Below are 14,499 nucleotides of genomic sequence, written 5' to 3'. Positions count from 1 at the left end.
GGCTGGGCTCGGCGGCCGGACTGATGGGCGGCGCCGGGACACATCCGCAGGGTAGGGCGGGGAGCGGCTCATCGCGGCTCTCGCCGGGTATTTTGGCGGGCCGGGACTGACGGGCGGTGCCGGAAAACGCCCGCTGGCAGAATGCGGCTAGCCGCGGCCCTCGCCGCGAAGTCCGCCCCGCGCTAGGCAGGCCGCACCGACTGCCGGTGCCGGAACACGCCCCCCGGATCCCACCGCGTCTTCGCCCGCCGCAGCCGCGCGTAATTACCCTTGAAGTACAAGTCATGCCACGGAACTCCGGACGTGTTCCAGTCCGGATCGGACAGATCGGCGTCCGGATAGTTGACATAGCACCCGTCGGCGACCTCGCCCGGCACCGGCACTCCGCCGGTCTCCGCGTACATCGAGCGGTAAAAATCCCGCACCCACCCGATATTCGCCGCATCCGCGTCCACTGTGGACCAGAAGGCCTGGTACAGCAGCTTGAACGTGCTGTCGCGCTGGGCCACCGCGGTCGCGGCCGGGGCGACCGCCGAAATCGCGCCGCCGTAGGAAAACGCGACCAGCATCGTCTCCGGGTTCGTCACGTCCGGCCGGGTCAGGTACTCGTAGGCGGTGCGCAGCTGCGATTCCGGCAGAGTGCTCCGGACATAGGCCGACTTGTGCTCGGCACGCAGCGTCGGGTCGGTGAGCACCGGCGTGTTGGTGCCGAGGAGCCGCGTCGCCTGCAGCCAGGGGAGTCGCCGCGGAGGGGCGAGTCCGGGCATCGGGCCGAACTCGCCGGCTCGCGCGAACCCGGTCGTCGCGAGGTCGCCGAGGACCTGCGAAAGGTACTCATGGAGCACCCGCTCCGCGTCCGGGGCGTCGGCGTCGATTTGCGCGACCAGGCCGACTGTCCCGTTGCAGCGGTGGTTCAGCATCAGCAGGCTCGACAGCGCCGTGCCCGGCGAGTCCGGCGCGCGGTGCTCGTGGTGCCAGCGGGCGTAACCGCCGAGCAGGCGGGCGAACCGTCGTTCGTCGAGATCGGCCCACGGCACCGACAACGCCGCGACGAGCACTTCGGACGGCGGTCGGACGAGCGGCGCACGGAACAGGAACCGTGTCACCACGCCGAACGAGCCGCCGCCACCCCCAGTGTGCGCCCAGAAAAGATCGGCCTCCGGACCGGACGAATCGCGGGTGGCCACGACCGTCCGGCCGTCGGCCAGTACGACCTCGACGCCGTGCAAGTGGTCGACGGTGAGACCGTCCCGCCGCGACAGCATGCCGTAGCCGCCGCCTGTGACGTGTCCTCCCGTGCCGACCGAATAGCAGATCCCGCCGGGGATCGTCACGCCCCAGCCTCGGTACAGCCGCTCGTAGACATCTTGCAGCCGCGCCCCGGCTCCGACCGAGTAGAGGCCGTCCGTGTAGTCCACTTCGGACAGTTCGCTGAGGTCGAGGATTTCGTCGACCCCCTCGTGGTGGACGAAATCCTCGAAGCAGTGGCCGCCGCTGCGGATCGAGAGCCGTCCGCTCGCGCCGGAGACCGCTGAAGCGACCTCGTCGGCGGTCCGCGGCAGGTGCACCGCCGCCGGTTTCGCGGTGTAGCGCTGGTTGATCCCGGCGGTGAAGTCCGCGTAGCGCGGGTCTTCCGGACCGATCACGCGTCCGCTCATGGCTCCTCCCGGAAGGGGAGGCCGGGACGGCAAGCCCGCCCCGGCCTCCGCTCAGAGGTCTCCGGCGAGCTTCCCGCCGAGGCCCCAGTGGTCCTTTTCGACGTCGGTGATGATGACCGTGACCGCGGTTTCGGGGCACTTCGCGAGCCGCGAAACGGTGCCCGTCACTTCCTCGACGAGCTGGCGGCGCTCGGCCTCACCGGCTCCCTTCCACCAGTTCACGTGCACGACCGGCATCGTCGTTCACCTCCTTTCCCGTCCGGCGGTCCAGGCCGGCCGCGGCGAGCGCGACGGCCAGCGACGCCACGGCCAGCCCGGCGCCGATCCAGCTCGGCGACAGCAGCCCGGCTCCCGCGCTGAGGCCGATGCCGCCGAGCCACGGGCCGAGCGCGTTGCCGACGTTGAACGCCGAGATGTTGCTCGTGCTCGCCAGCGTCGGCGCGCCTTCGGTCTCGTTCATCACCCGGGTCTGCAGCGCCGGGTTGATCAGGAAGCTGCCGATCCCGAACAGGAACAGCGTCACGACCATGGCCGGTTTGCTGTGCGCGGTAAGGGAAAACACGCCGAGCATCACCGCGAGCAGCAGCAGGCCCGCGCACAGCGTGCCCATCAGCGAGCGGTCGGCGAGCTTGCCGCCGAGCACGCTGCCGAGGAACGTGCCGACACCGAACAGCGCCAGCAGCAAAGGCACCATCCCGGCGGAGAACCCGGTGAGGTCGGTCAGCAACGGCGCGATGTAGGTGTAGGCGGTGTAGAGCGCCGCCTGGCTGAGCGTGGTGGTGCCCAGCGCCAGCCACACCTTGGGATTGCGGAACGCGGCCAGTTCGTGCCGCAGGCCGAGGTGGCCCGCCCGCGGCTGGTGCGGCACCAGCGCGAGGACGCCGACCAGGTCGATCACGCCGAGGATCGCGACCGCGAGGAACGTCGCGCGCCAGCCGAAGTGCTGGCCGACGAACGTGCCGAGCGGAACCCCGGCGATGGTGGCGATGGTCAGGCCGCCGAACATGATCGCGATGGCCCGGGCGCGCTTGCCCGGTTCGACCAGGTTCGAGGCCACCACCGCGCCGATGCCGAAGAACGAGCCGTGCGCGACGGCGGTGACCACGCGGGCGGCCATCAGCACGCCGAACGACGGCGCGGCGGCGGCGAGCACCTCGCCCGCGATGAACACCGCGAGCAGCGCGACCAGCGCCGTTTTGCGCGGCACCTTGGTCGTCGCGGCGGTGATCAGCGGAGCGCCGATGACGACGCCGACCGCGAACAGCGAGATGAGCAGCCCGGCCTGCGGCAGGGAGACGCCGAACGCGCCGGACAGCTCCGGCAGCAGGCCGGCGATCATGAACTCGGTCGTGCCCAGGCTGAACACCGTCAGCCCGAGCACGAACAGGGCGATGGGCATCGTTACTCCCGGAGGGTTCGGGCGATGATCAGGACTCGAGCGCCGACAGGCCGGCCTCGGCGATCTTGACGTCGTCGGTCCAATGCGCGCCGGAGACGCCGATCGCGCCGACCAGCTCGCCGCCGACCACGATCGGGAGGCCGCCGCCCATGCCGACCAGGCGGTCGATCGCCGTGGGCGCGGCGGTCCGCAGCACCGGGTCGGCGTCGAGCACCTCGGACCACTTCTCCGTCGGCATCGCCGAGGACGCCGCGGTGTAGGCCTTGTCCTGCGCGACCTGCACGGCGTTGAGCTTCGCGCCGTCCTGGCGCAGGAACGCCTTCAGGTTGCCGCCTTCGTCCACCACCGCGAGGGCGAACCGCTTGTCGGTCGCCTTCGCGGCCTCGTCGGCGGCGCGGACGATCTGCCAGGCCAATTCGTCGCTGACGGACGACCGGCGCTGCACGTGAGGCATGAGAACTCTCCTTGTCTGGCGAGTGCGGTTGTCTTCTTCGGTGCCGCCGGCCACAGGAGGGTGCGCACCGGGACCGGTCGCACACGGACCGCATCCGGCGGTCGCCTCGACGGTACCAAATCTGGAACGATCGGCAAATAATATCCGAGTATCGGGACCATCCTGAAGCGCTCGATACCTTGTGCGGCAAGCAAAAGAAGAAATTTGAGGTGCTTATAGTTGACTGATCAGTCCAGATAGCGCGCTCTATTGTTGACCTGTCGTTCCAGCTTCCTTACCCTGGAGGCATGCCCCGAGTTCGCGAGTTCGACACCGACGAGGTGATCCAGAAGGCCATGGAGGTCTTCTGGCGCAAGGGCTACGAAGCCACCTCGATCCAGGACCTCGCCGAGGCGACCGGGCTCGGCCGCGGTTCGCTCTACGCCGCGTTCGACAGCAAGCACGGCCTCTACGAACGAGCGCTGCAGCGGTACGTCCGGCAGACCACCGACGCCACCCGGGAATCGCTGATGCAGCGGGTGCCGATCCGGCAGGTGATGCGCGACCTGCTGCTCGGCCGGATCGACGACGCGATGAAGGAGCCCGGCCGGCCGGGGTGCCTGCTCGTCATGGCGATCACCGAGCGCGTGCCGCACGACGACGCGGCCAACCGGATCGTGTGCGACGCGATCGCCGCGCTGCAGGATTCCTTCTACGGAACGCTGCACCTGGCCCGCAGCATGGGCGAGCTGCCGCCCGGAGCCGATATCCCGGCGTTGTCGAATTTCCTGGTGACGATGATTCAGGGGCTGCGCGTGATGAGTGCGGTCTGCCGCGACAAGACGTTGCTGGGCCAGGTTGTCGACACCGCGCTGAACGCTATTCCGGAATAGTTCCATTTCCGTTCCCGGAGGCGATCATCTCAAGGATGGTCGCCTCTTTTTCATGCCGAAAAGACGGTCTCCGGCGCTCCGCGAGTTCCCTTGTCGATCATGTTCCGCCATGTCGGAAAGTGTTGGCTCCGCTCTCGGCGTCACGTCGTCTTCAAGGTAAATTCCGACTGTCTTATGTGGTCAGTGGTTGACTTTTTCGCTTATATCGCACGGGAGTTCGCGAAGTCGTGATGGCAATGCCAATGTTTCGCCGCTTCAAACTGTGGCGACGCTCACAGGAAAATCTGCGCCGACTTTTCGATTGCCCTCCGGGCACTAGTGGACGCCGCGGTTGCGGCATTCGGCGGAGCGGGAAATTTACTGGATCGATACAGTCAATGACTGCTGCGTAATTTGCGCCGATTCGACCGGCCCGTTGACGGCTTTGCGGCGCGCTGCGGTCGGCAGTACGGTCGCCACCGGAAGCGAAACGCGGAATCGAATCGCGTTGATCAATTCAGCTTCCGTCAATGGGGAATTATCGGCAACCTGATGGGACATAGGATGCTTGTCGACCAGATTCAGGGAACGATCGTCCGCGCGGCGGACTTCGTCTTCTCGCCGTTCGACTGGGGCCGCGTCGCCGAGCCCGTGGGCCCGGCCATGGGGGCGCAGCAGGTGACCTTGCTCGTCGTGGAGGTCGCGCCGGGGAAGGCGTGGCGCCTCGGCTGGGCGCTGGAGGAAGAGAACGTCGCGGTCGTCTTCGCGGGCTCCGGCCACGGCGACGTCACCGGCCACCGCACGGAAATCGCCCGCGGTTCCGCCCTGCACTCGCCGACCGGGCGGACGCTCGAACTCGAGGCAGGCGACGACGGCTTGACCGCGTATGTATGGCGAACCCGCTTGGCGGGCAACGAACCCACCGGCTCCGCTCCGCGGCTGGAAAACGAACTGTGGAACACCGAGACGCAGTTGCACGGCTTCAGCGGCACCGGCGAGATCGCCGCCGACGAGAAGACCGCCGTCATGAATTTCCTTTTCTGGCCCGGAACCGGCAGCGCGCGGCTGTGCCTGCACTGCGGGATCCAGGACCCGGGCCAGACCTTCAACGTCCATCACCACCCGGAGAGCGAAGAGGCTTTCATCGCTTTCGAGGGCGACGGCCAGATGTACCTGATCGACCGCTGGCACGACGTCTCTCCCGGCGACGTCCTGTTCGCCGCTCCCGGCGTGCCGCACGGCACGCGCAATCCGGAGTCGGCCGCGCAGCGGTTCGCCACGTGCGGCGGCCCGACGCCGTTCGACCCTGTCCTCTACGCCCGTGCGGGCGTTTCCGCGGAGGTGAAGTAGTCGTCATGTGCCGGATATACGGACACTTGGGCGGGAGCCTCGCGCACCACCATCTGCGCGCGGTTTCGGCGCTGCAGCGGCACGGCGGCCCGGATGCCCGGTTCAGCGCGGCCGGCGAAGGCTGGGCGCTGGGCAACAACCGGCTGGCCATTGTGGACCTCGACGGCGGCGAACAGCCCTACCGGCTCGGCCGCGAGATCCAGGTCGTCTTCAACGGCGAGATCTACAACCACGACGTGCTTCGCCGCGACCTGCACGCGGCGGGCTACGTCTTCCACGACCACTGCGACGGCAACGTGCTCCCGGCGCTGTACCACAAGTACGGCCTGGACTTCGTCGACCACCTCGACGGGATGTACGCCATCGCGGTGCTGGACCTGCGTGCCGAGCCGAAGCTCGTGCTCGTGACCGACGACTCGGGCATGAAACCGCTGTACCACCACGAAAACCCGGAACGCCGGGAGCTGTATTTCTCCTCGGAGCTGCCAGCCCTGCTGAGCGTCCCCGGTGTCGGGTGGGACCAGCGGGACGAGGGGCTCGACAGCTACCTCACCACGAAAACGCCCTTCGGGGAGCGGACGATGTTCGACCGCGTCCGGGTGCTGCCGCGGGCGGCCACCGCCGTCTACACGCGCTCGGGCGGGCTGAAGATCTCGCGGCGCGCGGAAAGCGCGTTCCCGGTCGAGGAGGGCGACCTCGCCGCGGCGGGCGGCCGCGTGCGGGACACCCTGCGCGCCGAAACCCACCGGCTCGCGCTGGCCGACGTCCCGATCTCGACGATCACCAGCGGCGGGCTCGATTCCAGCCTGGTGACGGCGTTGCTGGCGGAGAAGGTCCCGCACGTGCACGCGTTCAACATCGCCTACACCGGGGACTGGCCGTTCGACGAGAAGGCCTACGCCCGCGAGGTCGCCGCCCGCAGCGGCGCGACGTATCACCAGATCGAAGCGGACCCGGCGACGTTCCCGGACCTGCTCGGCGAAGTCGTGTGGCACCTCGGCCAGCCCAACGCCGACCCGATCACGCTGAGCACCTACTTGTTGTTCCAGGGCGTGCACGACGCCGGGTTCAAGGTGACGCTCTCCGGCGACGCCGCGGACGAGATCTTCGGCGGCTACCGCCGGATCAGCGACGCGGTGGCCGGGGCCGAGGACTGGCCGAACGGATACGTCGAAGCACTCGCGGCAGTGCCCGCCGCGCTGCGGAACCGGCTGTACACCGACGAATACCGGGACCTGTTGCGGCGCAACGGAACCGAGGCCGACCGGATCACGCGGCGGCTGCGCGGCGCCGGGCCGGACCGGCTGTCGGCGATCACCGAGTTCGAAGTGGACGAACGCCTGCCCGCCTATCACTTGCGCCGCGTCGACCACCTGAGCATGGCGCATTCGGTCGAGGTGCGGCTGCCGTTCTGCCAGCGCTCGGTGACTCGCCTGGCCCGGAGGCTGCCCGCCGAGCAGCGCGTGCGCGGCCAGGAGGTGAAGCGCGCGCTGTACGCGGCAGCCAGGGGCCTCGTGCCGGATTCGGTGCTGGAGCGGCCGAAACAGCCGTTCACGCTGCCGATCACCTCGATGCTCGCGGCCGGGCAGCCGCTGCACAGCTATGCCCGCGACCTGCTTTCCGGCCCTTCGCTCGCCGACCGCGGGCAGCTCGATCCGAAGGCCGTGGCCGGGCTGTTCGACGCGCAGGCCGCCCGGCCGAACGACGAATCGGCGCTGGCCATCTGGTCGCTGCTCATCCACCGGATCTGGAGCGAACAGCTGGTGGCCGGCGGCGCCAGGGAAAGGAGCGCGGCCTGATGCTCGCCCACATCGCCCATGCCCACGGCAGCCCGAGTTCCACGCTGGTGCTGCCCGCCGAGCGGCTGCCGACGTCCGAGGAAGCGCTCGCCGGCGCGCTGTCCGACGGCGTCGCCTGGCTCGCCGAGCACGGCCTCGCCGCGGTCACGAAGATCGCGCTCGTGTCGGTCTCCGAGCATCCGCTGTTCGATCTCGACTACCGGTTCGTGCAGGTCATTCCCGGCGACCCGGCGCGGTTCGACTTCCGCGGCAGCTGCGGGCATTCGGTGCTCTCGTCGGTGGTCGTCGCCAGCAGGCTCGGCTGGATCGGCAGGCTCGCGCCCGGACACCGCGTCCGGGTGCGCGTGCTCAACAACGACGACCACGTGGTGTGCGAGGTCGACGAATGCGTCCGCGACCGGACGACGTTCACCGCGCACTTCCTCAACCACCCCGCGGTGCCGCTCGGGGAGCTGCTGCCGTTCGGCGAGACCACCACGGACCTGCCCTTCGACGACGGCGCGATCCGGGTCTCCGCGGTCTCGGTCGGGAACCCGTACCTGTTCCTGTCCGGCCACGACCTCGGCGTCGACACCCCGGAGGAGCTCTTCGCCGCGGGGCAGCCGCTGTTCCGCACTATGAGCGCGATCCGACGCTCGGCCGCGCGGCAGTACGGCTATCCCGTCGACGGCGCGTTCCCGAAGGTGGCCGCGGTCCTGCCGGACGGCGAGAACGGACTGGCTGCGCGTGCGGTCTCCGTGCCGTCCTGGCATCCGACGCTCGCGCTGACCGGTGCCGTCTGTCTCGGCGCGGCCCGCCGAATCCGCGGCACCATCCCGTTCCAGCTTGCTGGAGGCGAGACGCGGCGCACCGCGTCGCTGCGGATCCGCACTGCCGGTGGCTGCACCACTTCGGACGCCGCGGTGTCCGGCCACGACCGGGACAGCGAGCTGTCCTGGGTCAGCGTCCCGGAAAAGGCGGTGTCGTTCACCGGCGCGGTGACCATCGATTCGTTCGATCCCCATGCCCTGAAGGAGGATTCGTGTCTGCTGTCGACCTGACCACCCCCGTCCGCCTCGGCGTCGACGAACTGGTCGACGTCCTCGCGGAGCACGCCGCGGCGGCCGACGAAGCCGGCCGCCCGGCCCCCGAGGTGCTGGCCGCGCTGCGGGACTCGCCGTTGCCCGGCCTCGTCGTCCCGCGCCGGTACGGCGGAGCCGGGGCGGACGCCCTCGAAGGCAACCGGATGATCGCGCGGATCGCGCGGCACGACCCGTCCACCGCGATCATCGCGTTCCAGCACATGGCCGTGTGCAGCCGGATCGCCGAATGGGGCAGCGACGCCCAGCGCGAGGAACTGCTGCCGAAACTCGCTTCCGGCGAGTGGCTGGCCGCGTCCGCGTGGAGCGAGTCCGGGGCCGGCGCGGCGAAGAAGAACCTCTCGACCGTCGCCGACGAAATGCCTGACGGCAGCTGGACAGTCAGCGGCGGCAAGGCTTTCACCACCGGCGCCGGGATCACCGACGTCTATCTGGTGCTCGCGCAGAGCACTCCGGTGGGGGAGTCCGACGATGCCGCGTACGGATCCGGCGGGCAGAGCTTTTTCCTGGTGCCCGCCGACAACCCGGGCATCGAACCGGACCTGAGCCTGGACCTGGTCGGCATGCGCGCCTCGGCGACCGGGTTCGTGGAACTCAAGGACTGCCGTCTCGGGCCGGAAGCGCTGCTCGGGCCGCGCGACACCGCGAGCACGATCATCGCGGGAGTCAGGCAGTCCGGGGCGACCCTCGGCGCGGTCTCGGCCGGGATCGCCGAAGCCGCTTGGGACCTCGGTTTCCAAGCGGCACAACGGAAATCCCTGCTCGGTCTGCAGGCCGTCCGGCACCGGCTGGTGGACCTGCGCGGGCAGGTGGAATCCGCCCGCGCGCTGGTCGAACGGGCCGGACGCCGCGACGGAGCCGACCCCGGCGAAGTGACGCTGCACAGCAAAATCCATGCCTCGCAGACGGCAGAGGAAGTCGTCGCCGCGATCGCCCGGCTGCTCGGCAGCGCCGGATACGTGGTGACGAACCCGATCAACCGGATGGCCCGCGACGCCCGCGCCGTCGCGCTGATGGGCCCGACCAACGACCTGAGCCGAGAGCTGGTGAGTTTGCCATGGGCCGCGTGAAGAACTGCGACCTCGTCGTCCGGGGCGGCCGGGTGACCGGACCCGAAGGCGTCCGCGTCGCCGACATCGCCGTCGCCGACGGGAAGGTCGCCGACGTGCTCCCCGCCGGGAGCACCGTGTCCGGAGCCGAGGAGATCGACGCCGCCGGGCGGCACGTCCTGCCCGGCCTGATCGATTCCCACGTGCACTTCCGCACGCCGGGCCTGACCGACAAGGAGGACTGGGCGCACGCGTCGCGCGCCGCCGTGGCGGGAGGCGTCACGACGGTGTTCGACATGCCCAACACCCGCCCGGCGACGTTCACGCCGGCCGACGCGCGGGCCAAGGACGCGGAAATCCGCGGCACCAGCCTGGTCGACTACCGCTTCCACGCCGGCGTCGACCCGGAGGCCGTCGAAACGCTGGAGGCGTTCGAACCGGCCGAGGCGATGACCGCGAAGGCGTTCCTCACCGGGCACCACACCGCACCGCACGTGCTGCGCGACCCCGGACGGCTCGACGACCTGTTCGCCGTCGCGAAACGGCAGGGCCTGCGGCTGCTCTTCCACGCCGAGGACGACGACGTCTTCGCGCTGCTCGACCAGTGGCAGGGCGCCCCGGAGACCTACCGCGACTACGAACGGTACCGGCCGCGCTCGGGCGGGATCGTCGCCGTGGCCAAGCTGATCGAGCTGGCGCGCCGGCACGGCACCGCGGCGCACGTGCTGCACGTGTCCAGCCGGGAGGAGGCCGACCTGCTCACCGCGGCGGGCGCGGCCGGGCTGCCGGTCACCTGGGAGGCCACCGGGCACCACCTGTCCTTCACCGCGGCCGACACCGCTCGCTGCGGTTCGCGCATCCGGCTCAGCCCCGCCATCCGGGAGCAGGCCGACCAAGACCGGTTGTGGGACGCGGTGTTCCGCGGCGAAGTGTCCACTGTGGGCAGTGACCACGCGCCGCACGCTTTCGCGGACAAGACGGTCGCGGCTCCCGACGCCCCGCCCGGGCTGCCCGGCGTGCAGGAACTCTTCCCCGCCCTGTACACCGGCCTGTGCCGCCAGGCCCCGGACGCCACGCCGGACGAACTGCTGCCGATCGTGACTCGCGTACTGGCCGCCGAACCCGCCCGGTTGTTCGGGGTCGCCGACCGCAAGGGCGCGATCGCCCCCGGCCTCGACGCCGACCTCGTGCTGTTCGACCCGGCGGAGAACTGGTCGTTCGGCCCCGGCGACGTCCAGGCGAAATGCGGCTGGACAGCCTACGCCGGCTGGATGTTCACCGGCCGCGTCGCGCGCACGATCCGAAGGGGCCGCACGGTTTTCCGCCGGGAACACGGCTTCGGCGCCCCGGACGGCGAATGGCTCAAGCCCGCCGCCGTCCCCGCCCCGGCAGGTGATGCCCGATGACCGCGGCGCTGCTCGACGAGTTCAAGGACGCGATGTCGGCACTGGCCGGCGGAGTGTGCGTGGTGACCGCGCTCGACGACGACGGCACGCCGCGCGGATACGCCGCGACCTCGGTGACCTCAGTGTCGATGCGCCCGCCGTTGCTGCTCGTCTGCCAGGCGAAAACGTCAAGCTCCTACGACGTTTTCTCGCGCTGCTCGCGATTCGGCGTGAACGTCCTGGCCGCGGAACAAACCGAACTGGCCGCGCTGTTCGCGACGCCCGGAGCCGACCGATTCGGCGGCACCGGCTTCGAACCGGGCGAGGAAGGCACCCTCCTGCACCCGGACGCACTGGCCGCCATCGAGTGCCGCCGCCGGGACACCGTCGACGCCGGCGACCACGGCCTCCTGCTGGGCGAAGTCCGCGCGGCCACCACCCGGCCCGGCGACCCCCTCGTCTACCACGGCAGGCGCTACCAGCGCACCCGGCCGGTCTGAACCACTCACTCTGGAGGAACCATGTTCGACATCCCCGACCGCCCCGGCCCCGCCCCGCGCACCCGCGGCCCGATCCCGCACGGCCAGCTCAACCAGATCGCTCCGACGACGCTGCAGGAAGAACTGTGGCAGCGGATGCGCTCGCTGGCAGGCGTCTACCTGGCGCCGACGCACGTGCCCTACCCGGAGGCAAGGGCGATCCACCTGGCCCCGGAATTCGGCACCGGCCCCGACGACGCGTTCATCAAGCACAGCCGCGAATTCGCCCACCTGCACCCGCAGCAGGACGGCAGCCTGCACATGACGCTCCCGCCGATCGCGAAGAAACTGGTGACCGAGGCTGGTTGGGGCGTGCCGCACCCGATCCAGAACACGCAGCTCGTGTACGGACCTCGGGACCGGGAGGAGATCGAGGTCGTGTGGCGGGTGGTGCTGGAGTCGTACAGCTATGCCAGGGGGCGGCACAGCGAATGATTCGCGAGGCGTCGCGCAGACGGCGAGGGGACGATGCCCTCGCCGTCTGCGCTTGGTCCTGGCGGGGACGTGCGCGGGCACAATTCTCCTCATGACACCACTGCTCGGGTCCCTCGAGGTGTATCCCGACTACGGGATGATCGCCGTCTTCGGCAGCCAATTCGAGGTCTTGGATTTCCCGGCGTCCGCCGACCCCGCCGCAGTCGTGGTCGCGACCGAGTACGCGGCTTATCTGCGCACCGGCCAGACCGTCGGCCCGGTCACCCTCCATTTCACCACCGCCACCGCCCCGGAGGGCCTGGGCGTGCTCGGCGCCGTCACCATCGAACTCCCCGTCGACGACGTGCTCATCAGCCAGATCACCGGCGGCGCCCATGGCCCGTACACCCTCCCCGAAGGCCCTGGCATCTACCGCATGACGGTCACCGGAAACGGCTCAGCCCGGCCGGTCCAGGCCTTGTGGATCGATCTGCACCGGATCGGCGACCCGGTTCCCGACGACGAAGACGATGAGTGAAGTCCGATGCGATGGTCTGGTGTTTCGCCTCGCTGATCCTCGCCGTTGACGCGGTCCGAGAGGCCCTCTAAGCCAGCTTCGGGATCACCTCGGCGGCGAGCCGGTGCATCTGGCCGACCTCGTCGAAGAGCGGGTTGAGCAGGATCATCTGCGCTCCGGCCGCGACGACCTCGCGCAGGCCGGCCGCGCAGTCGTCGACCGTGCCGGCGACCGGGACGGCGGCGAGGCCGGTCATCCCGAAGTAGCCGTACCGGTGTTCGAGGGCGTCGGCGATCCGCTGGCGGGCCTTGTCGCGGTCGTTGTCGACGGCGATGTAGACCCGCTTGGCGAGAGTGAAACTGCCGGGGTCGCGTCGTTGCCGGCGAAGCTGTTCCCCGGCGATCCCGGCGTGCCGGGCGAACGCCGCGGTGGCGGACGATCCGGCTCCGATGAAGCCGTGCGCGAACCGGACGGCACGGGCCAGCGCGTGGGGGTGGATGCCGCCGAACCAGATCGGCGGATGCGGTCGCTGGACTGGTTTGGGTTCCATCGCGGCGTCGCGCAACTGCCAGAACCGGCCGTCGAAATCGACGCGCGGCAGGGTCCACAGCTGTCGCATCAGCCGCAGCCCTTCGCCGAACCGGGCCACGTAGCCGGACTGGTCGACGCCGAACGCGGAGAACATGCGGCCCGGGCCGCCGGTGACCAGCCCGATCTCGAGGCGGCCCTGGCTGAGCTGGTCCACGCTCGCGATGGTTTTGGCCAGGTGCACCGGATTGTGCAGGGGATTGGCCAGCATCGCGCACCCCAACCGGATCCGCCGGGTGCGAGCCGCCGCGTAGGCCAGCGTCTCCAGCGGACTGAGCAGGGGCTGCGTGCCGAGCACTTGCTCGCCGGTCCAGGCGCTCTCGAACCCGAGTTCTTCGGCGTGCGCCAGGAAGGCGTCCGTCGCGGCCGGATCGAACGAGCCGCCGGCGACGGTTTGCGGGATGGAGATCGCGAATCGCATGACGGGGGACCTGTTCAGTCGCCGAGTTTGCCGCGCAGCCACTTGCCTGCCGCGGCGATGCTGGCGTCGGCTTCGGGCATCCGTCCGGCCAGCAGCTGGTAGACGTGCGGCATGCCGTCCGTAACGTGCAAGGCGACCTCGACGCCGGCCTGTTCGGCCTTCGCGGCGAACCGCTCCACGCTGTCGCGCAGCGTCTCGTCGCCGCCGCAGGTCAGCAACAGCGGAGGAAGCCCGGCCAGATCGGCGTGCGTCGGATTGGCCAGTGGATGGGCCGGGGACTGCCCGCCGAGGAACAGCGGCGCGAAGGCGTGCACCAACTGCCGGGAGATCGCCACGTCGACGTCCGCGTTGGAGTCGAACGTCGGCCCGTTCGCCTCCATGTCGTACCACGGCGAGAACGCGACGATCGCCGCGAGCGGGACCGCGCCGTCCTGGTGGAGCGCGAGCGCCGCGCTGGTGGCGATGTTGCCGCCGGCCGAGTCGCCGGCGAACGCGATCTTCGACGGCGGGCAGCCCTGGGCGAGCAGCCAGTCATACAGCGAGCGCGCGTCCTCGAGTTGCGCGGGGAACGGGTTCGCCGGCGCCAGCCGGTAGTCCGGGATCAAAGTGCGGACGCCGGCCGCCTTGGCCAGATGCGCGGCGATTTTCCGGTAGCTGTCCTTCGAGCCGCTGACGAAGCCACCGCCGTGGAAATAGACCAGCACGCACCCGTTGTCGCTGCCCAGCGGGTTCGCCCAGAGCGCGGGCAAGCCCGCCGCGGTGACCTCTTCGTAAGTGACGTCGGTCGGCTCCTTGGCGAGGCCGTGGAACCGGTCGGCGCCGCCCAGGTCGATGCCCGGGTCGATCGCGGTGACGGCCGCCGTGGCCGCGGCGACGGCCTTGGGCGCGCACGCCGCGAACGTCTCGCGCAACTCGGACCATTCCTTGCTCGGCATGTCCTTGTTCTCCTTGCCAGGTCGTCGAAAGCGGGGCACGGGGACGGCGACGGTTGCGGCG

At 70.0% G+C, this 14,499-nt stretch carries 16 protein-coding genes; 9 read left to right on the top strand and 7 right to left on the bottom strand.

Annotation, left to right across the window (positions count from 1 at the left end):
- Positions 1-182: 182 nt before the first annotated feature.
- The 4 genes from ACZ7OI_RS47505 to ACZ7OI_RS47490 are packed head-to-tail and all read right to left on the bottom strand — an operon-like array spanning position 183 to position 3,511.
- Positions 183-1,658 (bottom strand): FAD-binding oxidoreductase, encoded by a 1,476-nt coding sequence (locus ACZ7OI_RS47505; RefSeq protein WP_470270694.1) that lies wholly within the window; start codon positions 1,656-1,658, stop codon positions 183-185.
- Positions 1,659-1,709: 51 nt separating this feature from the next.
- Complete coding sequence (locus ACZ7OI_RS47500; protein WP_470270693.1) at positions 1,710-1,895, bottom strand: tautomerase family protein; 186 nt, start codon at positions 1,893-1,895, stop codon at positions 1,710-1,712.
- Positions 1,855-3,057, bottom strand: a complete 1,203-nt coding sequence (locus ACZ7OI_RS47495; RefSeq protein ID WP_470270692.1) for a Cmx/CmrA family chloramphenicol efflux MFS transporter — start codon at positions 3,055-3,057, stop codon at positions 1,855-1,857. The genes ACZ7OI_RS47500 and ACZ7OI_RS47495 overlap by 41 nt, the downstream gene beginning before the upstream one ends.
- Before the next feature lie 28 nt (positions 3,058-3,085).
- A complete protein-coding gene (locus ACZ7OI_RS47490; RefSeq protein ID WP_470270691.1) occupies positions 3,086-3,511 on the bottom strand; it encodes a GlcG/HbpS family heme-binding protein in 426 nt (141 codons plus the stop codon).
- A gap of 287 nt (positions 3,512-3,798) precedes the next feature.
- Between ACZ7OI_RS47490 and ACZ7OI_RS47485 the strand changes: the two genes are divergently transcribed.
- Entirely contained in the window at positions 3,799-4,383 is a 585-nt protein-coding gene (locus tag ACZ7OI_RS47485; protein ID WP_470270690.1) for a TetR/AcrR family transcriptional regulator, read from the top strand.
- Positions 4,384-4,740: 357 nt separating this feature from the next.
- On the opposite strand, the gene ACZ7OI_RS47480 is transcribed toward ACZ7OI_RS47485, so the two are convergent.
- A complete protein-coding gene (locus ACZ7OI_RS47480) occupies positions 4,741-4,893 on the bottom strand; it encodes a hypothetical protein (RefSeq protein WP_470270689.1) in 153 nt (50 codons plus the stop codon).
- A gap of 21 nt (positions 4,894-4,914) precedes the next feature.
- Here ACZ7OI_RS47480 and ACZ7OI_RS47475 point away from each other — a divergent pair, with 21 nt between their 5' ends.
- From ACZ7OI_RS47475 to ACZ7OI_RS47440, 8 genes are all read left to right on the top strand, one after another.
- Positions 4,915-5,712 (top strand): cupin domain-containing protein, encoded by a 798-nt coding sequence (locus tag ACZ7OI_RS47475; RefSeq protein ID WP_470270688.1) that lies wholly within the window; start codon positions 4,915-4,917, stop codon positions 5,710-5,712.
- A 5-nt stretch (positions 5,713-5,717) separates the two neighbouring features.
- Positions 5,718-7,511, top strand: a complete 1,794-nt coding sequence (asnB, locus tag ACZ7OI_RS47470; RefSeq protein ID WP_470270687.1) for an asparagine synthase (glutamine-hydrolyzing) — start codon at positions 5,718-5,720, stop codon at positions 7,509-7,511.
- A complete protein-coding gene (locus tag ACZ7OI_RS47465; RefSeq protein ID WP_470270686.1) occupies positions 7,511-8,551 on the top strand; it encodes a PrpF domain-containing protein in 1,041 nt (346 codons plus the stop codon). Before asnB ends, ACZ7OI_RS47465 begins: the two co-directional genes overlap by 1 nt.
- Positions 8,533-9,660: an acyl-CoA dehydrogenase family protein gene (locus ACZ7OI_RS47460; RefSeq protein WP_470270685.1), complete on the top strand. Its 1,128-nt coding sequence runs from the start codon at positions 8,533-8,535 to the stop codon at positions 9,658-9,660. The genes ACZ7OI_RS47465 and ACZ7OI_RS47460 overlap by 19 nt, the downstream gene beginning before the upstream one ends.
- On the top strand, positions 9,657-11,045 hold the full coding sequence (locus ACZ7OI_RS47455) for a dihydroorotase (RefSeq protein WP_470270684.1): 1,389 nt from the start codon (positions 9,657-9,659) through the stop codon (positions 11,043-11,045). The genes ACZ7OI_RS47460 and ACZ7OI_RS47455 overlap by 4 nt, the downstream gene beginning before the upstream one ends.
- Complete coding sequence (locus tag ACZ7OI_RS47450; RefSeq protein ID WP_470270683.1) at positions 11,042-11,524, top strand: flavin reductase family protein; 483 nt, start codon at positions 11,042-11,044, stop codon at positions 11,522-11,524. Before ACZ7OI_RS47455 ends, ACZ7OI_RS47450 begins: the two co-directional genes overlap by 4 nt.
- Before the next feature lie 21 nt (positions 11,525-11,545).
- Positions 11,546-11,998: a luciferase domain-containing protein gene (locus tag ACZ7OI_RS47445; protein WP_470270682.1), complete on the top strand. Its 453-nt coding sequence runs from the start codon at positions 11,546-11,548 to the stop codon at positions 11,996-11,998.
- Between the two features lie 91 nt (positions 11,999-12,089).
- A complete protein-coding gene (locus ACZ7OI_RS47440) occupies positions 12,090-12,515 on the top strand; it encodes a hypothetical protein (RefSeq protein ID WP_470270681.1) in 426 nt (141 codons plus the stop codon).
- Positions 12,516-12,582: 67 nt separating this feature from the next.
- Here ACZ7OI_RS47440 and ACZ7OI_RS47435 read toward each other — a convergent pair whose 3' ends face one another.
- The gene (locus ACZ7OI_RS47435) at positions 12,583-13,503 is read right to left on the bottom strand and encodes an LLM class flavin-dependent oxidoreductase (protein WP_470270680.1); all 921 of its coding nucleotides are present in this window, start codon (positions 13,501-13,503) and stop codon (positions 12,583-12,585) included.
- A 14-nt stretch (positions 13,504-13,517) separates the two neighbouring features.
- Complete coding sequence (locus ACZ7OI_RS47430) at positions 13,518-14,438, bottom strand: alpha/beta hydrolase (protein WP_470270679.1); 921 nt, start codon at positions 14,436-14,438, stop codon at positions 13,518-13,520.
- Positions 14,439-14,499 lie beyond the last annotated feature (61 nt).

Source organism: Amycolatopsis sp. NPDC114503 (assembly GCF_055633655.1).
Note: the sequence above shows the minus strand (reverse complement) of the source record. Positions and strands in the feature narration are given on the sequence as shown.